Raw genomic sequence first — 21,970 nt, 5'->3', positions numbered from 1 at the left:
CGATAACGTGTGCCATTCCGTTTGAGCCTACTCATCGAACCAAATCTCGATTCAACTTTCGATCAAAAGCTCCGAGATGACATCATACAAAGGGATTATGGCAAAGGTTTCAGCGTTTCCTTTGCTCTCTGGACATAAGAGCCTTCATATTTTTTTCTCTTCATCGCATTTTATGATGGATAATACGATAGCACAGTGCCTGCTTTTTTTCAAATGATTTATTGCAGTAAACTGTCCGTTAGTTTAATGCAAAAAGCAGGCTACCGTAGCGCCTGCTTAACAATGTGCGTTATTCAACTATCGTGTCCCGTTAGCTCAATGAATGCCTATCATAACGTGTTTCCTTCAATGTACCGAAGTATCCGAAAGCCTTCTCTTATGCGGTCGTGTTGTAATGGAGCCGGGTACTTTCGTCCTCATACTGTACTGCATAGCGTAGTGTCTGTTCGATGCGCGGAATGAGGAGACAGTCACACCGGTCTTGCGTATCTCCTGGATCATACGCAGCCCTGCCATATAAAACGCTTGCGTTCCGGTCCCGCACATAACCGGGCGTACCATGTGTTCAGCAAGTACACCAATGATGTATATTTTTCATTAGCCAGTGCCGTCGCGTTGTAAAATTCCATTTTATGAAGCTTGCCGTTTCGTCGAGAGAACCGTATCATAAGTTACGTTGCTATTATTCAAAGAATAAGAGAGCAGGAAGGATGACTGATATCATGAACATTACTGAAAAACAGATCGTCGTATCCTTGGAGCCCGAATATGAAACCGAATACTTGAAGCTTTTGAATAATTACTTTACGGCTTCCGAGCGAAATAGCCGGGCCTCCTCCATTCATGAAAAAAAACAGCTCATGGCGATTAAAGAGCAAATGGCGCTTATGTGCAACCAGAATCCGCAAAAAATGAACATGCTGAGGTCCATCATCCGAGATGTGAGTGACAGAAGGGAAAAGGCGGTCGTCATCTCCAAATCGAATGCCGTCACCGCCCTGTTATTAGACGAGCTTTCTGCGGACGAGGACATCAAGGGCGTTTTTATTATTACGACACAGCTTTCCATCCATGAGGTCAATGAGATGATTGACAGATTTAATAAAATTCCGGAATCCACCGTTCTGCTTATTACGGATTCCGTCAATACCAGTCTCGACGTTACGGCGGCAAATCATCTTGTGCACTATGATTATCCGGCCCGCTACTCTGATATTCTGCAGCGCAACAACCGCATATCGAGACAAACTTCATATCATAAAGAAGCGACCATATATTATCTCCTAACGTCGGGCAAAATCGACGAGTTCGAATATCGGGAGTGCCGGAACCCATAGTGTAACGCTGCAGCAAGGCTGCCAATCAATTCCGCGGCAGCCTCATGCTGTTGTCTGATCCTACTCAATCTTTCTTTGTTTATACTCCTGTAAGGGAATAAGTTGCAAATTTATATATTTCATCATTAGGAAATTAATTTAACTTATAATACAAGTTATTCAGAGTTTCCTTATCATTTTTTGAGAGATTTCCTAATTGTCCTCCAGTTGTGATACCAAGCCAAATTCCGTTTAGTACTACAAATGCGATTAGTAATATGTTCAAAACTATTGATATATTTAATATTAACTTTAGTTTTTTGCTCCATATTCCTTCCCCTTTCCGTACTGATTTTACCATAAAAACCATAATCAACATTAAACAATTCTGCCCGTTAGCGCAACAAAAAGGCAGCCGATCGTATTTGGCAGGCTGCCGCGGTGTTGTTATTCAGCTATCGTTCCCCGTTTGTTCAATGATTTTTTTGATTTCCTGTAATTAACTTATCCCGTGCCGTTTCGGTATTTCTTTGACAGCCGTTGGGTAGATTTTTTCCTCCATTATAAGCGTTCATTAATTTTGATCAACATTTCCTTTAAGATTTGCTTCTCCTCCTCGGTAAGGACATGAACGATTTCTTCCTCCACCTTTTGGAATGAGTCTTGAAAGTCTTCAATCAGTTCAATCGCTTTTGGCAATACATATATATTTTTTTGCCGTTCATTATTGGCCGGGATTTTGCGCTCGATGAACCCTTTTTGCTCTAGACCTTGAAGCATGCTTGTAATGCTGGCCCCACGTAGATGAAACCGATCTGCAAGGTCCTTTTGAATAATATGATTATTTTGGTTCTCGTAAATATAATCGATTACTTTTCCTTGTTGAGCGTTTAACCCCAGCTCTTTTATACTCTCGTCCGCTCTTTTCTTTAACTTAAGACCGATAATCTGAAACAAATCCAGATAAGGCGTATCCTTTCGGGATTGCATGATCGTCCCCCCTGTGATTGTTAGAAATCTAACTGTAAGCAACTAAACTATACAGTGATCCTATAGGCTTGTCAAATAAATATTAGTTTATTGACAGTTAGATGACTAACAGTTATACTCCGAATTGTTGGACAACAAACACTTGGGAGGAATTCAAATGGAGAAGGTAACTCAAAATGCTGCGTTAGAACAAGTTACGGCGATTACAAATGTACGTATCTTTGATGGAGATCAAATTATTGCGCCCAGACATGTTGTCATTAAAGGGGAGTCCATTATTTCAGTGGGCGGAGACCTTCCGGCCGATGCAACGATTATCGATGGAGAAAATGCGACTCTAATGCCTGGTCTGATTGATGCACATGTCCACACCTCAATCGGCGGATTACGAGATGCCTTAAAATTCGGCGTTACAACAGAACTCGAAATGAACGGCGATTTTACTAAAAGAGGGCGCGAGATTCAGTTGAAAAATGTGAATGACGTAGCAGACGTCCGTTCTGCTGGCACAGCGATCACCGCTCCGGGCGGACACCCAGATGAATTACTGCCGGATGGAGATGAAATACCGGAATTCGTATTAAAGGAACTAGAGAAGTTATCGGAGGAAGACCGGGAAGCGATGTTGGCCGCATACGCTCACGATCACGAAGAAATACCGCAAGTGACGACGGTGGAAGAAGCGATTAAACATGTGCATACCCAAGTGGAGAATGGAGCCGACTATATTAAGATCATGATTGAAGAAGGAACGGTCATGGGTGCACCTGGCCTGCCTGTACTAAGCGACGAGATTCTAAAAACAGCCGTGACAGAAGCCCACAAGTTCGATAAGCTGGTCATCGCCCACGTCTTGACGGCTCTTTCATCGCAAGAAGCCATCGATTTTGGAGTCGACGGTTTGGGCCATTTGTTTATCGACAGACCCGAGTATACGTCCGAGTTAGTGAAATCCATAGCGGGTTCAGGCGCTTTTGTTACACCGTGCTTGGTTTTGAATTCATCTATTATTGGAAATCCGGCATCGGAATTGGCGAATGATCCGCGTGTTCATTCCAAATTAAGTCCGGATTGGATCGATATTTTGAACTCAAGCTTCAATACGTTTCCGCAAGGCAATATGGAGAACAGCTTTAAGAATGTGATGGACCTTCACCGTGCCGGAGTTGATATTCTGGTAGGGACGGATGTCGCTCCGGTTCCCGTTCCGAATCTTGGCGGCCTTGCTCATGGAGCCAGCGTCCATCATGAAATGCAATTGCTGGTTAAGGCCGGGTTCACTCCGATAGAAGCGCTTCAGTCGGCTACCGCGAAACCGGCCCGTTGCTTTGGTCTTATCGATCGCGGCCGTATTGCCGAAAGTGCGCGCGCTGACCTTATACTAGTAAACGGTGATCCGACAACCAACATCTCGGATACCTTGTCGATCAAATCCGTATGGTTCAAAGGTGTGCAACAACTATGTTAATCAGAGTCGATATCCCCGTACAATGCCGTCAGAGCGATTGCATACGCCATTAACGAACCAGACGATGCCAGTGTAAACGAAATAATTATCCGGCCGCCCCTATAAACCATATAAAACATTGACCGCCCTCGACATGCTAAGCGAATGAAGAGGGCGGTTATTTCCGGTCTGCGTACCCGGTCTCCATGTTTTCCTATGCTTTTTTTCACGGTAATTGTGATACAGCTCTCAGCGAATGATCTTAAACTATCCTGCCCGTTAGCTTAATGGCAAATCGTCAGTTGTACGCAGAAAATAAAGTTTTAGTCCGAGCTGCTATTCTACACAGTATTAGAATTACAACATAGTTAGCTTTCGTGAAATAGGTTTTAGACTGACATCCAAAAAAGAAACAACGGCAGCCCTGGACTGAAAAACAATATCCAAGACTGCCGATGTTTTATTATGCAAATACCCCGTCGGCTTTTGTCATTCAGGCGAAAGCCGATTCGTTATACACACCGCATGACCATATTTCACGAATCAGGAACCTAGCGATGTTTATTGTTTTCGGGGGAAGCCGTGTCTCTTCGCACTCCACGCTATAATCAGCGCCATAAGCAGGAGAATCAACAGCACTCCCGGGAAAGCCTTCACGTCACCCAGTTCCAACAAAATTCCACCCGCAACGCCTCCGCCGGCTATGGCCAGGTTCCATACCGTCGTATTAATGGGCATCACGATATCAACGCCTTCTTCACTGCTAGCATCCGCCAGCGCGGTTTGCAATATCGTGGCGGCACCGCCGAAGGTAAGCCCCCATATCACAACTGCCGCATAAACGACCGACGCCGATGTACCGCCAGCCCACAGTGCAACGGACACCAGCGCAAAACCGAACAGACTGAGCAATACCATCAGGCGCAGCTTGCGGTCTATTAGCAGGCCGACAATCCAGATGGAGAGAAGAGCGGCTACTCCAAAGACCAGCAAAACAAGATCGACGCGCTCTGCAAGTCCCGAACGCTCAAGAAACGGCGCAATATACGTATATAAAATATTGTGTGCCAGCATCCAGGTTAGCACAACCATTAGAATCGGACGGATGCCCGGCATAACAAACACCTGACCCACTGTCATTCTCTGCCCTGCCGGCTGTCCGGGATAATCCGGCACCTTCCATAGCACCCAAACGATTAACACAAGAGCCAAAAGAGATATGAGCCCAAATACCGCGCGCCAACCGACCAGGTCGCCGAGCAAAGTTCCGGCCGGCACCCCAAAGGTTAGCGCAATCGGTGTTCCTACCATTGAGACAGCAAGAGCGCGCCCCCGTAGGGCCTCAGGAACCATGCGTCTCGCGTAACCGGCGATCATCCCCCAAGCAGCGCCGGCAGCAACACCGGCGAGAAATCGCGCGGCAAGCGTCAGAGCATAGCTGGTCGACAAGGCGGTAATCGTGTTGAAGACTAAAAATCCCGCAATAATGGCAAGCAGCAGCGGACGCCGTCGCACCCCTCCGGTAAACATGACGAATGGAATCGCCGCCACAAGCGAGCCAATGGCATAAAGGGTTACGAGCTGCCCGGCCATCGCTTTCGTAATATGTAGCCCTTCTCCGATTAACGGCAGCAACCCAGCTGGAATTGTTTCTGTAAGAATACAGATAAACCCTGTCATCGCTAGCGCCAGCAGGGCAAGCCAGGGAAGCCTGGCAGGGATGTTGGCCGATTGGATCACACTGGTGGATGATGAAAATTGAGACAAATTAGTTTCCTCCTTGAGATGAGTTTAATTATGGATCGATCATTCCACATGTTAAGCTAACGATACTCACTTGTCAAGGACTTCTGGATCGATTAGTATATAAGTATTAAAGGAGGTCATCTTATGCCACGAACGGGACGCCCCCGCGCATTTAATCGTGACGAGGCAGTTATTGCCGCGATGCTTCTGTTCTGGGAACATGGCTTTGAATCCACTTCACTTGCTCAGCTGCGCGCTTCGATGGGAGATATATCAGCAGCTAGTTTTTACGCGGCGTTCAAATCCAAGGAAGCGCTGTTCAGCGAAGCGGTGGATCAGTATATCTCTACATATGGACAGGTATCGGAAAATTTCAGGGATCAAAGTTTGACACCGAAAGCAGCCATCGAGCAGGGATTACGGCGATCGGCACGGATGCAGACAGATAGGTCCCACCCTCTAGGTTGTCTGTTGGTTTTGTCTGCTGTAACCTGTTCTCCTGAGCTAGAGCACATCCGAGTGTTGCTCTCCAAGGAACGAGCAAAGGTACGCGGTTGGCAGAAAGATTGTATAGAACGGGCCATTGCAAATGGTGAGTTGCCCGGTTCTACGAATATCCCCATGCTGGTTACCTTGTTTGACACCTTTCTTCGAGGGATTTCATCACAAGCCAGGGACGGTATTCCGCTTGAGGCAATTGATGCTGCCATAACGCAGCTAATGAGTGTATGGGATGCGCTATCTGCAAAGACGGGGGATCGGGGAGAGTTTAAGTGAGGAGAAGTTAGGGAATTATCTATGGGGAAGACCTAATAATCCATGATTTAGGAAACCAGTTACGGATAACCGCCCGTTAGTTGAGAAGACGGCAGCCACTCCACCGGCTGCCGTCTCTTCAAGCTTATTGAGCTATCGTTACCCGTTAGTTAAATGACCTTGCTTAATATTTCAATAAATCTGTTAAGGCGAATGTTTCGCTCCGACTTGGTTTCACTAAAAGTCTCTCATCTATTTTTGCAAAGAAAAGAATTTGCGTACTTGCTCATTCCTCAGCCAAAGGCCTCCCCAAACCAACACAGCAAGATAAACAGGAAACAGGATCGTAGAAAAAAGTGGGGCGTCTAGACGAACCTGTGTCGCAATCACGCCTCCAAAATAACCGGTCAACACCACTGCACCTAAGATCGTTGTACGAGGTAATGCATAAAGAATAGTAGAAAGAAGTCCGAGTATGCCCATTAAATAAATATGATGTTCCTGGAAGCCAAGTGATGCGGCAGAATCAACAACAAATGCAGGTTTAAATAATTTCATGATACTGTCAAGCAGCATAAACAAAATGGCTATTCCACTCATCACTCTTGCCGTCCATTGTTGGCCTTTAGAATTTGTTCTTGTCATCGTCCATCTCTCCTTTTAACTGACTCCCTATTGTTTGATTACAAAACTATAGAAACACAAATGACGCATACTTACTTCTTTTATCGCGTCTGTTGAATAACCACTAAATGGTAGGAAAAGAGTTGGAGTTGCCGCGAAATCAAGCCCCTCAACTATAGTTTTCGTTGCTCGGCCCTCAAAATAATGAAATTCCACCTTGTGACCGGCAGCTTACTGTTTGGTAATCATCCACGTGACACCAAATTTATCTACGACTTCCCCATAATAAGCACCCCATGGCTGAAGAGCGAGAGGATACTTGCTTTCGCCGCCCTCGCTTAGATTGGCATAAGCCGTTCTGGCTTCTGACTCATCGTCATAGTTTAAAGCAAGAATGATGCTGCGGTTATACGAAACCGGTGCGAAAGAATCGGAAATCATTAACGTATTCGTTCCCGCCACTGTCAAAGCCAAATGCATGACTTTATCCTTCATCGCCTCGGGTGTCCCCGGCATCTCGCCGAATGTGGTGAGAGACTGAATTTCGCCACCCAGTGACTCGACGTAAAAATCCGCCTGATCTCTTGCATCCTCCGACATCAAATAAGAGTGAATTTGTGCTCCCATAAAGTTCAACAACCTTTCCACTTGAAATTATCCTTCTATGAACACGACGAGTGAACAATAGTGAAATCGACAAAGGAAGTAATTATTTTTTTTATTGTTTTTTAGCTTGAATAATTGGTGTTGAATGAAAAAAGCAACCGATCCATAAGACCGGCTGCTGCCGTGTTGCATTCAACTATCGTTTCCCGTTAGCGCAACAAAGTGTTGCCATCATGGCAGACCTTTGTACGCAAGTTAATGACTACACACCAAACTGTATTAAATGATGGTCTAGATGCTTATATAGTCCTTTTCCCCATTGCTCAGGAGTGAGATTCCCAAAAAAAGGATGTGGATGGGACGTGCATTTTTCTAGACCATTGTTCTGGAATGTTATAATTTTTTGTTTTAGTTTTCCTTTTTCGGTTTCAAATTCTTTTTCTTCTACAATTAAAATGGTCGGGATAGTGGACATGTTACGGGCAAGTGGCTTGTCATTATAAAAACTGGTTTCACAAACCTTCCAATTAATATGCCTAACCAACCTCTTGGGGCAAAGGAAGTTCCCATTGCAATGTCTTGGAACGATGAGCAATGAGCAATCTCCGTACTGATCGAGGATCGTTAAGGACAACTAAATTCCTTATTTTGTGAAGGAGTGGAAGTTAAGTGAGCGATTTATTAATCGAGGTTAGAAAAGAGTTTTCAAAAGTTTTGCTTCTAAAGGATATACAGCAAGATCAGAAGGATTATCAATATGCTAGATTGATGACCAGGCTAGAAGTCGAATTCAAAATACCTCTAATGAAAGATGAAAAGTTTGAGAAAAAATATAGACGTAATACGGATTTACCGTCAAATTCCGGATGCTAGAAGCTTATAAAGTTTGGACATATGCTTCAAATATTATATTTTGTGAAAATGTAAAAGGAGTTGCCGCGGCAGCTCCTTCATCGTTTGTATAGAGTCCTTCATTGAACTAACGTTTCCCTTTAGCTTACCCCTTCGGATAGAACTAAGGATAATTAATTGCGCGCTGCTTTTTATTCGTCTTATCCCTTGCCTTTCCAGGCAACGTATCTAGGATGCATAAGATGGCCATTTGTGCCGTATGAGATTTGGATCGTAAAATTCCTTCAGCTTTGCTAGGTTCAAGATTCCGCATTCCCGCAGAACTACGCAAGCGGTCGCGTCTCACCTATTGTTTGAAATTCAGGGAAAAGTTGCCGTCACATACTCCGAAAAACGTTTCGCCGCCGGCGCGAGAAATTTATCCCGTTTCTTAACGAGGCCGATTTCGCAGATGCTCCCTTCGTCTTTGATGGGCAACCACACCAAACCGTCGAGCATTAATCCGCTCGTTTTGGGAAGGATCGATAACCCGAGTCCGGCAACTACAAAACCCGCCACTGTCATCAAGTCCTCCGCTTCGTATGCAACGGCCGGAGCAAAGCCGACCCGGCTGAAGCAGCTTTCCAGTGTCGACTTAAGCCCGCAGTAATGTTTCACTTCGATAAACGGTTCGCCGGTCAATTCCATGAATTCGATTGTTTCCCGCTGCGCAAGTCGATGAGTAGGAGAAACCACGACATACAAGGGTGCCTTCACCATCGGTAACCATTCATAATCGTCCGATTCCAGCTTTGCGGATGAAATCATAAGGTCGCATTCGCTGCTTTCCATATACCTGCTGATGAACGTATGATTCCCCTGCACCAATTCGAACCGGATCTTCGGGTTCCGTTGATGATACCCGCGAATAAGCTTAGGTACGAGCTCCGCGCCAAGTATATTCAGATAGGCGACACGGATGACCCCGGAATCGGGATTAGCTTGTTCTTCAAGCGCTTGCTTTCCCCTCTCCAGCTCGGACAACGCGCGTTCCACCGATTCGGCAAACATTCGCCCATAACGGCTAACCTGGATATTCCGGCCTCTTCGCTCGAACAGCGGCACCCCCAATTCTTCCTCCAATTTGGATATGGAATGGCTTAAGGCCGGTTGCGTAATCGCCAACACTTCAGACGCCTTCGTCACATGTTGAAACCGAACGACAGTAAGAAAATAATCGAGCTGAGTCAGCTCCATTTTTGTCATCTCCAATTCATTAGTTAAATTCATAGTATTTATTATTATAATAAATTAGACGTTATGCATGATCAAGCGTAAGCTTAGAGCAAAGGAGATGATGAAGATGAAAACGACAGTAAACTTAAAGACGATTGACATCGAAACGAATTTCCGAGGCAAGCGGGAAGTACTGCATCCCGTACTGATTTGGGACAATCGGGAGGCCGTCTTGATTGACGTCGGAATTCCATTCCGATTGCCCGTATTTCAAGAAGCTATGGCTCAAGCGGGAATCCCCTTTTACAAGCTCAAAAAAATCATTTTAACCCACCATGATTTGGACCATATCGGAGGGTTGACGGAGATTCTGAACGCTTTTCCCCATAAAATCGACGTACTCTCCACCGAAGATGAAAAACCTTATATTCAGGGGGAGAAGCCGCATCTGAAGATTACCCCGGCATTCATCGACCAGTTTCGCGCCGCGCTCCCCGCCGAACTGCCTTCGGAAAGACGGGATGCAATCCTTCGTTTATTGGAACATCCGCCGACGGCCAAAGTGGATCAAATAGTAACTGACAGAGAGGAACTCCCTCTCTTTGGCGGGATCGAAGTCATTCATACGCCGGGCCATACACCCGGACATATCAGCCTCTATCTGAAGCAGCACAAGCTTCTTATTGCCGGAGACGCCATGATGATCGATAACGGGTGTTTTGTGGAACCCGACAACTGCGTAGATGCGGATTTGGCAAAATCATCGCTAAAAAAATTCCTTTCTTATGACATCCAAACCGTTATCTGTTATCACGGGGGGCATTGCGAGGAAAACGTTTTACATCGTATCGAGCAACTGGCGTACAGCTGAATTGTTAAAATACAGGGTTAGACTGAAAGTGTCTATCCCAAGCAGCTATTTGAGTTATTAAACCGTCAGATATTGTAAAATAAATATTATAGTCGTATCAAAAATAGAAACAGCGGCAGCCATGGACAAAATAAAATCCTAGACCGCCGCTGTTTTATTAAGCTATCGTTCTCCGTTAGCTTAAGAACTGGCTTCAACACTAACATTAAAACGAGGGTCATTGATGATTTCTTCTACAATCTCGGCTGGTTTTTTTAACGTAGTGTCGTAAATATATGAGTTATTTGATGAGGACATTTCCATTTTGTTCAGTAAAAACAGAGAGCGTTCTAAGGAATCGATATCTCCCCTTATCGTTAGACGTTCGACTATTTTTTCCTTATCTGCTCGAAGTACGACATATTTTACTCTTACATTTAAATCCGATATCTGTTTACAAAACCAGTCAAGTTCATCCTCTACTACAAAATCTATAATTACATTTAAATTATGTTGAATAAAATTTCTCGTTAAAGCAAGAATATTCTTCCACGTCAGACAAAGACGTTCCTCCCATGAAAGTTGCGATTCTCCCTTAAACATATGAAGTATATTGTCACCCTCAATTAGAACGCATTGCTCAACATTTCGAGCAAGTTCTCTCGAAGCTGTTGATTTCCCAACTCCTAGCGGACCAGATAGGAGATAAATCACGTTTTTCCGGCTTATCTCTTGCATTCAAAAACCTCCCAAGCCTAATAATTACCCAGCTTATGTAATATCATTCAGCTATCTTTTTGAAACTTGAAATATAAAACCTCCCATTATACCTAATAAATCTAGGTTTGCATCTAATGAGAGGTTTTAATCTGTATGTATTGAATTAACGTATCCCGTTAGCTTAATCCTATTTGCCCGCTTGGGAAGTTAATCTCAATCTCATCAAGATCATTTTCATCCAGTTCCCAGCCTAGGGCGTTTAAATTATCTACAATGTGTTCCTTGTTCGAGGCCTTAGGAATAGTAACTAATCCTTCCTGCCTTAACACCCTGTTTATCGCTACTTGATATGGTGTCTTACCATATTTGGCGCCTATTGATTCCAATACCTTTCGTTCCTGTGACCCCGTTTCGGGAAAACCTATTGCTTGTTCCAAAAGAAAGGGAGCGGCTCCCAAAGCGTATCAAATTATTTCTTCTTTCTCAATATCCTCGCAGCATAATAAACAATTCTCATGCCCGACCCACCCCCTATTATTCCTCATAAGTCAATCTATGGAAACATTTGCATGCGTTAGAAGGGTTTTTGATGGGCGGGGAGCACGATTATATCTGCTTAACTAATCTTTGTTGAAGTGCTTGATTACAACATTATCAAAAATCGCGGTACCGCCTTCTGAAAAAAGGCTAATTTCTTTATCGTCCATTTCCGGGAAAATTTCATTGGAGAAAACGATTTTACCATCATCAATAAAAACTTCGATGCTTGTTTTATCTATCAGGACCTTTACGTGTACCTTTTTCTTTTTCACATCAAATGGCGCTCTGCTTTCAAGATATCTTCTACTCGTATCAGGCTGCTCTGTAAAAGCTCGATTGACGTAATAATATTGGCCATCTACAAAAACACCGACATCTACATGGCGGGTTTTATCTGTAGATTCACGAAGCCTTAATCCGATATTCTTGCTCTCCGTCCAAGAGATATCGGCGTCAAGCTGGTACGTATCGCCTGTTACCGGAAGTGTTGCAGAGCCGTTTACTTTCATTTGTTGAAAGGAATCCGCCTTGCTTGTCCATTGGTCCAAAGCTTCGATTGGCTGTGAAACCAGATGATACGCACCATCCCCTGCATCTTGTAATTGAATCTGACGAACAATGGAATCCGTTCCATTAAAGCCTTCTTTCAGCGTTGGCGTATTGTGAGGGTAATCCCAATTGTTCATCCAGGCCAAAGCATAACGATCATTGTATTTATCGCTGTCCTTTCCGTCTTCGAACGTTACGGCCCCATACCAATCAAAGCCGTAATCCAACCACTGCGGTTCATTATGATCCGTGGCGAACTCCTTTCCGTTAAAGCTGCCCGTCCAATAAGCGTAGGTGTTTGGTTTTTCAATCGATTTGCCATTTGCGCTGGCACCCAGAATCCATTTCAAGCTGCCGTCATCCGCCCGCAGCATATAAAGATCGGGGCATTCCACAATGCCGATATTTTCCGTGAAGAAACCGCTCGTATAGCGCCAATCTTTTAGATTGTCAGACTCGTAAAATCCTATTTTCGTTCCTTCCGCCATGGCCATCACCCATTTATGCGCTTCGTCGTCCCAGATCACTTTAGGATCTCGAAAATTGGCTGTGCCCGGATTGGGCATAATCGGATCGTCGCGGTAGGATTTAAACGTTTGACCTTTGTCCGTACTGTACCATAAATATTGTTCCTGCTTCCCACCTTCCGCAGAGGGCTGGGTTACAATCGCGACAAGAGCCCCTTTTCCGAAGCCTGCCGTATTTTTATCGTCCACAACGACGGATCCCGACCATGGATCTCCGTTTGGGTTTGTATATTTGGGAATGGCCACCCCTTCATCCGTCCAATGCATCAAATCCGTTGATGTGGCATGCCGCCATTCCGTGCCGTTTCCATCTGGATAATCACGATTATAGAGATAATAATAATGATATTTTCCATCCAAAAAAATTGGTCTCTGCGGGTCGTTTTTCCACTTGTCGGGTACAGTGAAATGATAGGCAGCCCGATAGGACGGTTTATTTTGCAAATCGATCGTTTCCTCCTTCTTGTTCTTACCTATGTGATATACCGCTGAGACTATCATGATCAAACAGCTAATACCTATGATGAATACAACAACGATTCCTATCGCTTTTGTCTTATTTTCGTTCAAGTCGACACCTCGCTTTTTATGCTGCTAATCCCTATTTCAATAAAAAAAAGAAAACGCCAATTTCAAATTGGCATTTTCTATCTTTGTTAGTTAAGGGACCGGTTATTTGTTAATCGTTAATTGCCCTTGTTCCAGGATCTTGTTTGGCACGACGGAAGTCTTGGAGCCTTTAATGTTCATCAAGAAGCTTGGCGCAAAAGTGGAATGATGATCTTCAAAGTAACCTCTATTCGTCATGTAGCTCGTGATGACCACATTATTGCCTTCGACTTGCGGAATCGCAAAGTGAGCGTAACTCCAAGTAATATCATAAGGATTAAGATCCTGATGAAGGACAAGCCCTGTGTCGTTCAATGGTTTGTACGGACCGTTCAAATCATTTGAAACGTAACCAAACATGTAAATGTCTTCTTTATCGATTCCATCAATGTACATCTTCGCTCCTCTTGAGCTTGTGAACAAATACCATTTGCCATTCAGCTCAAATACGTTTGCGCGTTCAATCTCATCGGTTACGGTATTGGATGCGATCAGCGGCTTCATTTCTTTTTTGAACGTATAATCGTCGTTTAATTCAATGATACCGAGTGCGCCATTCGCAATTTCCGCATAGGGTTTGTTCGGGCTTTGCAGCAGCTTGTTTTTCTCCGCTTGGAAGAACGCCTTGTTTCCGCCATAGTATGCTTTATTAAATAAGGATTCTTCTCCTTGGTAACCCGTTTCCGAACCGGTATTCGCTTCAAAAACAAGGTATTTACGGCCGTTCTCCTCCACATAGTGAGGATCTCTTAAGGTATGATTATCGTTATAATCGCCCTTACTGAAACCGGTGGTATCAACGGTTTGATAAAGCTTGCCGTCGTTGCCGTCATAGATCGATTTGAAATCTTCCACGCCATCCACGTTCAGCGTATCGCCTTCTGGCTGAGACACATTGATTTGAGCCGTTGTTAAGGTTTGTTTCCCGTAAAATCCACGAGCCGGATCCCAAGGGTGACGATTGGTATAGAACAAGCGAACTTTGCCGTCGGAAGTCATTGTTGCGGAACCCGACCATTCCTCGGCTTGATTGTTTAGAATCGCATCATTCGGCACGAATTTGTCACTATCCTTAAATACCCGGCCGGCATTCTTCCAGCTGCTAAGGGATGTATCTCCAGCTTTCTTATAGAACAAATAAATAAACGTGTCCGATCCTCGTTTTGGGTCTCCCGCCAAACCAAATACGATTTGGTAGCCGTTATAGTTTGCGACGGTTCCATCCGCATTTTGCAGCGGCCAAGTATCCCAAACATCCATTTCGATTTTGTTCCCATTCTCATCGTACTTGACTGCGGAAGGAATGTTCTTGATGGTTGAAGCATCGAACGCGGGCACTTTGAATTTTTCATTGTTCTGTTGCTCAGGTAATTTCAACATATCAGCGCGTGTGATATGGGAAAAACCATAGCTTTCATTAAAGTCGCTGCTGTTTATTTCTTTTGCAAATGCTTGCGTTCCGCCTCCTGCCAGTAATACGGCCGTGAACGTTACTGCTGTTGCTTGTTTCATCATTCTTTTGAAATTCATAATCTAACTCCTCAATAATTTGTATTTGGTTTCCTCAAGATCAGATCGAAACCTCTGACCATGTTCTACCGCTCTCCCCCCTTGTTCTGTGCTCCCTTTATTTTAATGAAGACGCATCGCTGCGGACATGTTGTATATTGATGTATCTATGGGTTTATATTGATCCAGTTATGGCTTCTCCGACTGTTCCCACAGCTTTTGGAGCTTCTGAAGCAGCTGATCGCGGCTAAACTGGTCGCCTACATAAGCTTGCATGACATAACCAAGCTCCTCTCTTACTCTCGTAGGAAATTTAAACCAATTCCAGGACAACGTTTTATTCTCATCGTTGTAACGAATAAGATCATTCACGAGCGCTCCTGATCGTTCCGTTTCTATATTTTTAAAAGCTGAAATAAACTGGAATTGTTCTTTCATAAACGTCTTTCCTTGTTCCGAAGAAACCATCCAGTTTAAAAATTTCTTAGCTTCCTTCTTTTTCTCTGGCGAAGATGCTTTATTTACGGCCCAGTTATTGGATACGCCTATCGGCAGGGCATCGTTTCCGGCATCATCATTAATCGGCATGGGTAAAAAACCGATGTTCATATTCGGTGTGATTTGATCAATCTTGGATTGTACCCAGTTTCCTTGCTTCAGGATGGCCGCTTTCCCAGTTGCAAACAACTCAACTTCCGTATTATAGTCTGTCGTCAGATAATCTTTATTGCCGTATTGAACCGTCAAATCCAGCATCCGAATGACATCTTCGAACTTTTTGTTGCCTACGATGGTTTCCGTCCCTTCTTTTAATCCATGAATAAAAGCGTCCGGATCATCCTGTTGGGCAAAAGCAATATTGAGCAGCAGAACGAAGAACCAGCTATCCGAATAGCCGACTGCAAACGGGGTAATTCCTGCGGAATGCAGTTTTTCCACGGCTGCTTTTAATCCGGTAAACGTTTTTGGCGGCGTATCGATTCCAGCCTTGGCGAATAAATCCTTATTATAAATAAAGCCATAGCCTTCAAAGTTGATAGGCATCCCGTATATTTTCCCATCCAGCCTCATCGGCTCAAGCGCCGCATCATAGGTATTTTTCACCCATGGTTGATCGGACAAATCCTCCAGGTACCTTTTCCACATAACCGCTTCTTCATAGCCGCCGTTAGGAAAAATATCAGGGCCTTTGTTTGCCGCAAATCTCGCTTTCAATTCGACAAGGTAGTTTGCTCCGCCGCCAAAGGTCAACACATTCAGTTTGACGTTCGGATTTTCTTTCTCGTATTCCCTTGCCATTTGCTCGAACTGCGTGGAAATTTCCACTTTAGGATTTAGCACCTCCAAAGTGATGGTCTGATCCGCAGATACTATATCCTTTTCCTTGACCACATGCTTGTCCGCCCCGCAAGCAGCAAGCGATAACGTCAGCAGCACGGCTAACATCCATTGGAAAACCTTGATTTTCATGATTTCCCCCCTTTCGATTAACAACATTAATGTAGCTGCTCGACATTCGTTATTCGCTGATTGTCTTCATCATTCCGATATTCCAGCGGCGTCATGCCGACATTTTTCTTAAACAGCCTCGAGAAATAATTCTCATCCTGGTACCCGAGCTTTAGCGCAATCGAGTACATCTTCTCATCCGTTTCGCTTAACCACCGTTTAGCTTGATTAATTCGCAATTGAATGACGTAGCTGGACAGGGTCATCCCCATTTCCTGCTTGAATCGGCGCGAGATATGTTCACGGCTTAAGAAGAACCGAGTCGATAATTTATCCAGACTCAACTCTTCCATATAATGCTCATCTACAAAAGCGACAATGTCATGCATGCGCCTCGCATCATCCAAATCCGCCAAACGATGGATGGCTCTGAACTTTTGTTCGGCCATTGCCTGTTGTGCAGCTTGAAAAGCTTGAGGGAGCTCTTCCAACGATTCGAGTGAAGGGCCGCTAACGAGACGAACGGGAATATCAAAGCGCTGGGTAATCCATTCCTCGATCGGAAAGAACTGGCCATGAACAGAAAGGATCACACAGACATTAGGGTCGTTCTGAAGGGCATAGGCATTTCCCCACTCCCGTGAAACCAGTTCATCGGACAAAAGCTGAAGATAGGGACCTGAGTGATGGGTCTGGTAGAAATACATCATCGTAAGATCGTAAGCATCCGCTTGCGGCAAAGACATGGCAATTTCTTCGGAATCAAAAAGCTCACCCTTGCTGGCAGAGGTTACTTCCCTATTTAAGCGATACGTCTTAACCTCTTCATAGAATCCCGATTCCGAATGGCGGCGTTCTTCCTCACCTTTTTCCCAGGCTTGTACCGCTCCCGCCAAAGTTTCATTCAGCAATTCTTCTTCGATCGGTTTCATCAAATAATCAAAGCATCCGTGCTTGAACGCTGTACGCATGAAAGCATAGTCGTCGAACCCTGAAATCATAATCACTTTTCCCGGGTAGGCATTCGCATCCAACCATTCGATCAACTCAATCCCGCTATTTTTGGGCATTTTCACATCTGTCATAATGATTTCCGGACATTCCCGTTCAATCAAAGCTTTAGCCTCTACACCATTTTTGGCTTCCAAAACCTCGGTAATCCCGTGTTCTTCCCACTGTCCCAAAAAACGAATAATTTTTCTAACATTGGACTCATCATCCACAATAAGAGCTTTCATAGCGTCAGTCCTCCTTAAAGTAGAGTGGAATTACCAACCGCACGGAGAACCCTTGTCCCTGCATCGTATCCAGTTCAATTCCCGCTGTCTGATCATAATGAAGAACCAAACGATCATGAATGTTTTTTAAGCCTATATGCTCAAGCGAATAGCTTCCTTCGTTCACCGGCGCGTAGATTTTGTTTTTTAATGAAGTCAGCTCATCAACCGTCATGCTGGTTCCGTTATTTTCCACGACCAGATTCATATAATCACCTCGTATTTCACCGTAAATTCGCAATGTGGCATGCTCGCAGCCCTCGTCATAACAGTGTTTAAAGAAGTTTTCAACGAGCGGCTGCAAAATCATACTCGGAACCGGAAAAGCAAGAATCGCCTTCGGTAAATCGATGGAATAACTAAAATCGGTTTGAAAACGTTCCTCTTGCAGGTTAAAATACGCTTTTACATAATCCGCTTCACTCCGGACCGTCGCCTTTTGATCCACACGAATGGAGTAGCGCATCATTTTGGACAAGGAGGTAATCAGTTTATAAACTTTTGGAGATTCTGAGAATAGGGCTACCGCAGCAATAGATTGCAGGGAGTTAAATAGAAAATGCGGGTTGATCTGGGACTTTAGCGCCCTGTGCTGATTCTTCCTATTCTCGATCTCAAGCTTGTACTCCCGGTCAATGTGACGGTTGATCCGATTCATCATTTCCTTGATATGCCTTTCCAAACTGCCGATTTCGTCCTCCCGCTTATCGTCAAACGGGGCATTCAGATTCCCGCCTTCAATGCTTAGCACTTTTCGGCTAAGCAGCTTGATGGGGCGCGTAATCTTATATGAAATAATAGCGATCATTAACAAGCCAAGGACGACCACAATGACACCAACGATAATATTCGTGTAGGCGGTTTTCCTCACATTTTCAAATAAAAATTTGCTTGAGGTGATCTTAACAAAATGCCAATCCTTTATCGGCTCATGCAGCGTTCTGGAAAAAACGATATCGCCATCTGGAGAATGTGCGCCTTCGGCCGACACATTTATTTTCTTCTGTAATCCGGACGGAACGGCCTTGCCTATCAAACCTTCATCGCTTGCATAGATGACTTGGCCACTCGAATCGGAAAGCAATACGGTTTCTTTATTTTTTTGAAGAAAATGATCCGTTATGCGAGCGATTTTGCTCAAATCAATGTCGATCGTGATGACACCAAGAAATTCATTCGATAGTGTATCCATGATTTTGTGATGAACCGTCAACACAACCGTTTTATCCGATTGGGGCAAGTTCGATGTATTGTTGTAATTCTCAATCCGATGAGGCGGTTCGACCAAATAGTTCATTTCAGAGTTTACGAGCTTCTGAATCGAAGCCTGCTTCATAAAATCCGGCTTAAGCTTCCGGGAGCTTAACAACGTATTATAGACGGTAAACGTGCTTTTTCCTTCGTCGATGTAGAACCGGACCTGCCGAATCTCGCTCCTCATCAGATAAAAGGTTGTCATGCCTTTATACATTTCAAGCTGGTTGAAATAGTGGGACCTATCAAAGCCCTGCTCAAAAACTCTGAATAAGTCTGGATTTCGATATAATATATACGGCAGATTAACGATGTCATCCAAATATTGCTCTAGCTCTTCGGACGCCTGCTGCATTTGTTCGCTGCTGTTCTCAAGCTCATGCCGCTCCACATTCTCTTTCGTCTGCCAATAGATCAACAGCACGGATAGAAAATACGGAACAATAATAAAAAGAAGCAGCATGATTATTAAGCGGTTTTGAATGCTTTTCACAAAAATGCTCCTTTTTTCTTAGTAGCTTAGCTATCATTATAACTTTCTAGTATTGCGAATGGATTCACCAATAGCTGGTAAACACTATTCGCACTAACAAAGCAAAATGAAGGGGCTGTCCCCTAAGTAGATGATTCTACTTAATGGGCAGCCCCTAAATGAACAGGTAATCGTTATTCGTTTATACGATTAAGCAAATTCAAAATCATCAGCGCGATGTCGGCATTAAACTTAACGGCCAAACTCCTTGTTGAGTATTTTAGTATGAGCATCTGTGGCGTCCGGTCCTACCGAGTTGATCGCCGATACCAAAATATGCTTCCCACCTAGAGGTCCGAAGGCTCTCGTCTCAAATCCGAAAGTACCGCCGGCATGCCCCCAATAGGATTGCCCGTCCGGCGTTTTCCCTTCAAAAATCCCTAGTCCGACTTTGCCCAAAGGTGAATCTATTGTTGTGAGCATCTGGTCCATCATCTCTTGATTTAGTAGCTTTCCGCCTAACAGCGCACTGAAGAAGGTGGTCAAATCTTTGACGTTTGATACCATATCTCCGGCTGCATTTGCCCAGGATTGATTCATTTCGGTCAAATCATACAAATGGCCCGATCTGTCCATATTATATCCTGTGGCATGCTTCCCCGGAATATGAGAACTATTCTCCATGACGAATGTCTCCGTCAGCCCGAGCGGTTCGATGAACCGTTTCCTGATCTGTTCCGCATACGTATCCCCGGTTACCTTCTGAATAATTTTGCCGGCGAGTATCGTATTGACGTTGGAATAGTTCCAGCCCTTCCCTGGTGCATATACAGGCGGTTTTGCAAGTGCCAAGCCGATAAGATCGTCGACGGAATAGTAACGGAAAGGATTTTGAGGCAAGATAATATCCCGCATATTCTCATCCGTATAGCTCGCAAGCCCGCTTGTATGGTTCAATAACTGACGAATCTTAACGTTGTTGCCGTCATACCCGTTCCCCTTTACGACGCCTGGCAGCCATTTTTCGACCGAATCATCCAGACTCAATTGTTTCTCCTCAGCCAACTGCAATACAACGGAAGCGGTGAACGTCTTCGTGATGCTTCCAATACGGAATAAAAAATCCGGTTCTACTCGGCTTGGTACTTCGTAACTGGCTGTACCTGTAGCGTAGGACCAGCGTTCCCCATCCTGCAGCCCGCCAGCCACGACACTTGGGACGCGTTTGCTTGTTACCACTTCATCCATGACGCGTTTGACATCTTCCCGATGTTTGCTTTTCTTTTCCTTTTCCGTGAGTTCTTTTTTGGGTTCTCTTGCGAACTCCGATGCTATAATAGTGTTAATATGTTTAACCGCATCTCCCAGTACATTGATATTGATCGAGATGACATGTTGACCATCTTCCGTTCCGCCCGCAAAGTTGGTAAATCCGGGAATACCGCCGCCATGTCCCCATACGTTGGTGCCGTTAGGCAGCTTTGTTTGATAGATGCCAAGTCCATACTGCCCAAATGGAGAATCGGCTGTGCTGGTCATCATCTCCTTCTTCATCTCCGGTGTCAACAGCTTGCCGCCCAATAAGGCACGGAAAAACGTCGTCAGGTCTTCCCCTGTCGAGATGATATCCCCGCCGGCATTAGCAAACGATGGGTTAAGCAGCGTAATATCTACTAATTTATTTCCCACGTCCAAGTAGCCGCGGGCATTTTTTTTCGGAATATCCATCGAGTTGCCTGGGAGGAACGTTTCATTCAAATGAAGCGGTTCAATAATTCGTTTCTTAATCTGCTCCGCATAGTTTTCCCCGGTAGCTTTCTGGATAATGAGACCCGTAATCGCGTAATTTGTGTTCGAGTATGCCCACCCCGTTACCGGCTTTAGCCCCAAGCCGATGGCGACTAACTGTTCGGCTGTATAATTTCCGTCTGGATTCGTGAGTAATTTCGTTCTAAACTCTGGCGTCAAGTAGTCTGGAAGTCCGCTTGTTTGATTCAACAATTGACGAATCTTTATCTTATTGCCGTCGTGCCCATTACCCTGTACGAGCCCCGGCAGCCATTTCTCCACCGTATCATCAAGGGACAGCTTCTTCTCACCGGCAAGCTGCAAGACAACCGCAGCGACAAACGTCTTCGTTGTACTTCCGATTCGGAATGCGGAGTCGGCGTCCACTTTATGGTTTCTTTCGATATTCCCTTCACCGGAAGCGTAGGACCAGCTCGCATCTCCTTTCTTCACGGTAACGACAACGCCTGGAATATTGTCGCTATTGGCAGCTTTATCGATCGCTTGATAGGTTGCCGTGTGACCCGTGGCGTGCAGCGTTCCATAAGCCGGGAATATCGGTGTAACCGCCAATATCGCTGTTAACGTAAGTGCAACTCCTCTGTGCAGGGTGAATAATTTCATAATGCATCGCTCCTATACTGTTAGTATGTTGTGTTGGTTCACTCCTTCACCTTACCCTCGAAATTGTTAAATCAGCTATTGATGAAACCGCCAAACTTTTGATGACATCGCACTTAAATCTGTCACATCAGCCGTATGACAAATCGTCAATATCTCATGTGACGTGCTTGCTGCAGCCAGGTTCCCAACCATTCCCCCTCATTCGCTTGACGAGTCAAGATGTAATGTTGCATGATAGGGTCTGAATCAA

Annotated in this window: 18 protein-coding genes and 1 pseudogene; 5 read left to right on the top strand and 14 right to left on the bottom strand. The window is 44.7% G+C overall.

Going from position 1 to position 21,970, the window contains the following annotated elements; genetic code table 11:
• The first annotated feature begins 722 nt into the window (after nucleotides 1–722).
• Complete coding sequence (locus HI950_RS33265) at nucleotides 723–1,337, top strand: helicase-related protein (protein ID WP_223285660.1); 615 nt, start codon at nucleotides 723–725, stop codon at nucleotides 1,335–1,337.
• A gap of 540 nt (nucleotides 1,338–1,877) precedes the next feature.
• Here HI950_RS33265 and HI950_RS33260 read toward each other — a convergent pair.
• Entirely contained in the window at nucleotides 1,878–2,306 is a 429-nt protein-coding gene (locus HI950_RS33260; RefSeq protein WP_169086747.1) for a MarR family winged helix-turn-helix transcriptional regulator, read from the bottom strand.
• A gap of 157 nt (nucleotides 2,307–2,463) precedes the next feature.
• Between HI950_RS33260 and HI950_RS33255 the strand changes: the two genes are divergently transcribed.
• Nucleotides 2,464–3,774: an amidohydrolase family protein gene (locus HI950_RS33255; protein ID WP_169086745.1), complete on the top strand. Its 1,311-nt coding sequence runs from the start codon at nucleotides 2,464–2,466 to the stop codon at nucleotides 3,772–3,774.
• A 540-nt stretch (nucleotides 3,775–4,314) separates the two neighbouring features.
• Here the strand turns inward: HI950_RS33255 and HI950_RS33250 are convergent.
• Nucleotides 4,315–5,520, bottom strand: coding sequence for an MFS transporter (locus tag HI950_RS33250; RefSeq protein ID WP_169086743.1), 1,206 nt, complete (start codon nucleotides 5,518–5,520; stop codon nucleotides 4,315–4,317).
• A 123-nt stretch (nucleotides 5,521–5,643) separates the two neighbouring features.
• On the opposite strand from HI950_RS33250, the gene HI950_RS33245 reads away from it, so the two are divergent.
• Nucleotides 5,644–6,276, top strand: coding sequence for a TetR/AcrR family transcriptional regulator (locus HI950_RS33245; protein WP_169086741.1), 633 nt, complete (start codon nucleotides 5,644–5,646; stop codon nucleotides 6,274–6,276).
• 231 nt (nucleotides 6,277–6,507) lie between these two features.
• On the opposite strand, the gene HI950_RS33240 is transcribed toward HI950_RS33245, so the two are convergent.
• The 3 genes and pseudogenes from HI950_RS33240 to HI950_RS33230 all read right to left on the bottom strand — a co-directional run.
• Nucleotides 6,508–6,900, bottom strand: a complete 393-nt coding sequence (locus tag HI950_RS33240; RefSeq protein ID WP_169086739.1) for a DoxX family protein — start codon at nucleotides 6,898–6,900, stop codon at nucleotides 6,508–6,510.
• A gap of 210 nt (nucleotides 6,901–7,110) precedes the next feature.
• Nucleotides 7,111–7,506: a VOC family protein gene (locus HI950_RS33235; protein ID WP_169086736.1), complete on the bottom strand. Its 396-nt coding sequence runs from the start codon at nucleotides 7,504–7,506 to the stop codon at nucleotides 7,111–7,113.
• A 241-nt stretch (nucleotides 7,507–7,747) separates the two neighbouring features.
• Nucleotides 7,748–8,091: pseudogene (locus HI950_RS33230) on the bottom strand (DUF1569 domain-containing protein); the annotation flags it as partial.
• A 63-nt stretch (nucleotides 8,092–8,154) separates the two neighbouring features.
• Between HI950_RS33230 and HI950_RS33225 the strand changes: the two are divergent.
• Nucleotides 8,155–8,358 carry a hypothetical protein gene (locus tag HI950_RS33225; RefSeq protein ID WP_169086734.1) on the top strand — a complete coding sequence of 68 codons (204 nt, stop codon included), beginning with the start codon at nucleotides 8,155–8,157 and terminating at the stop codon, nucleotides 8,356–8,358.
• 339 nt (nucleotides 8,359–8,697) lie between these two features.
• On the opposite strand, the gene HI950_RS33220 is transcribed toward HI950_RS33225, so the two are convergent.
• A complete protein-coding gene (locus HI950_RS33220; protein WP_169086732.1) occupies nucleotides 8,698–9,573 on the bottom strand; it encodes a LysR family transcriptional regulator in 876 nt (291 codons plus the stop codon).
• Nucleotides 9,574–9,679: 106 nt separating this feature from the next.
• On the opposite strand from HI950_RS33220, the gene HI950_RS33215 reads away from it, so the two are divergent.
• Complete coding sequence (locus HI950_RS33215; protein WP_169086729.1) at nucleotides 9,680–10,423, top strand: MBL fold metallo-hydrolase; 744 nt, start codon at nucleotides 9,680–9,682, stop codon at nucleotides 10,421–10,423.
• A gap of 180 nt (nucleotides 10,424–10,603) precedes the next feature.
• Here HI950_RS33215 and HI950_RS33210 read toward each other — a convergent pair whose 3' ends face one another.
• The 8 genes from HI950_RS33210 to HI950_RS33175 form a co-directional block, all read right to left on the bottom strand.
• Nucleotides 10,604–11,140 (bottom strand): AAA family ATPase, encoded by a 537-nt coding sequence (locus HI950_RS33210; RefSeq protein ID WP_169086727.1) that lies wholly within the window; start codon nucleotides 11,138–11,140, stop codon nucleotides 10,604–10,606.
• Nucleotides 11,141–11,298: 158 nt separating this feature from the next.
• Nucleotides 11,299–11,559 carry an aldo/keto reductase gene (locus tag HI950_RS33205; RefSeq protein WP_169086725.1) on the bottom strand — a complete coding sequence of 87 codons (261 nt, stop codon included), beginning with the start codon at nucleotides 11,557–11,559 and terminating at the stop codon, nucleotides 11,299–11,301.
• Nucleotides 11,560–11,742: 183 nt separating this feature from the next.
• Entirely contained in the window at nucleotides 11,743–13,239 is a 1,497-nt protein-coding gene (locus HI950_RS33200) for a glycoside hydrolase family 32 protein (protein ID WP_169087058.1), read from the bottom strand.
• 171 nt (nucleotides 13,240–13,410) lie between these two features.
• Nucleotides 13,411–14,877, bottom strand: coding sequence for a glycoside hydrolase family 68 protein (locus tag HI950_RS33195; RefSeq protein ID WP_169086723.1), 1,467 nt, complete (start codon nucleotides 14,875–14,877; stop codon nucleotides 13,411–13,413).
• Between the two features lie 168 nt (nucleotides 14,878–15,045).
• Nucleotides 15,046–16,326 (bottom strand): ABC transporter substrate-binding protein, encoded by a 1,281-nt coding sequence (locus HI950_RS33190; RefSeq protein ID WP_169086721.1) that lies wholly within the window; start codon nucleotides 16,324–16,326, stop codon nucleotides 15,046–15,048.
• Nucleotides 16,327–16,352: 26 nt separating this feature from the next.
• On the bottom strand, nucleotides 16,353–17,543 hold the full coding sequence (locus tag HI950_RS33185) for a helix-turn-helix domain-containing protein (RefSeq protein WP_169086718.1): 1,191 nt from the start codon (nucleotides 17,541–17,543) through the stop codon (nucleotides 16,353–16,355).
• A gap of 4 nt (nucleotides 17,544–17,547) precedes the next feature.
• Nucleotides 17,548–19,329 (bottom strand): cache domain-containing sensor histidine kinase, encoded by a 1,782-nt coding sequence (locus tag HI950_RS33180; protein WP_169086716.1) that lies wholly within the window; start codon nucleotides 19,327–19,329, stop codon nucleotides 17,548–17,550.
• A 231-nt stretch (nucleotides 19,330–19,560) separates the two neighbouring features.
• Nucleotides 19,561–21,720: a serine hydrolase domain-containing protein gene (locus HI950_RS33175; RefSeq protein WP_169086713.1), complete on the bottom strand. Its 2,160-nt coding sequence runs from the start codon at nucleotides 21,718–21,720 to the stop codon at nucleotides 19,561–19,563.
• Nucleotides 21,721–21,970 lie beyond the last annotated feature (250 nt).

This window comes from Paenibacillus sp. PL91, assembly GCF_012935325.2.
Taxonomy (GTDB): Bacteria; Bacillota; Bacilli; order Paenibacillales; family Paenibacillaceae; genus Pristimantibacillus.
This window is presented reverse-complemented; position numbering and strand designations above follow the sequence as displayed.

Bases quoted from the DNA above. Each gene is read 5' to 3' on its own strand.
- HI950_RS33185 (WP_169086718.1), bottom strand. From the start codon at position 17,543: ATGAAAGCTCTTATTGTGGATGATGAGTCCAATGTTAGAAAAATTATT.
- HI950_RS33190 (WP_169086721.1), bottom strand. From the start codon at position 16,326: ATGAAAATCAAGGTTTTCCAATGGATGTTAGCCGTGCTGCTGACGTTA.
- HI950_RS33245 (WP_169086741.1), top strand. From the start codon at position 5,644: ATGCCACGAACGGGACGCCCCCGCGCATTTAATCGTGACGAGGCAGTT.
- HI950_RS33260 (WP_169086747.1), bottom strand. From the start codon at position 2,306: ATGCAATCCCGAAAGGATACGCCTTATCTGGATTTGTTTCAGATTATC.
- HI950_RS33215 (WP_169086729.1), top strand. From the start codon at position 9,680: ATGAAAACGACAGTAAACTTAAAGACGATTGACATCGAAACGAATTTC.
- HI950_RS33265 (WP_223285660.1), top strand. From the start codon at position 723: ATGAACATTACTGAAAAACAGATCGTCGTATCCTTGGAGCCCGAATAT.
- HI950_RS33200 (WP_169087058.1), bottom strand. From the start codon at position 13,239: ATGATAGTCTCAGCGGTATATCACATAGGTAAGAACAAGAAGGAGGAA.
- HI950_RS33235 (WP_169086736.1), bottom strand. From the start codon at position 7,506: ATGGGAGCACAAATTCACTCTTATTTGATGTCGGAGGATGCAAGAGAT.
- HI950_RS33220 (WP_169086732.1), bottom strand. From the start codon at position 9,573: ATGGAGCTGACTCAGCTCGATTATTTTCTTACTGTCGTTCGGTTTCAA.
- HI950_RS33255 (WP_169086745.1), top strand. From the start codon at position 2,464: ATGGAGAAGGTAACTCAAAATGCTGCGTTAGAACAAGTTACGGCGATT.
- HI950_RS33210 (WP_169086727.1), bottom strand. From the start codon at position 11,140: ATGCAAGAGATAAGCCGGAAAAACGTGATTTATCTCCTATCTGGTCCG.
- HI950_RS33175 (WP_169086713.1), bottom strand. From the start codon at position 21,720: ATGAAATTATTCACCCTGCACAGAGGAGTTGCACTTACGTTAACAGCG.
- HI950_RS33195 (WP_169086723.1), bottom strand. From the start codon at position 14,877: ATGAATTTCAAAAGAATGATGAAACAAGCAACAGCAGTAACGTTCACG.
- HI950_RS33240 (WP_169086739.1), bottom strand. From the start codon at position 6,900: ATGACAAGAACAAATTCTAAAGGCCAACAATGGACGGCAAGAGTGATG.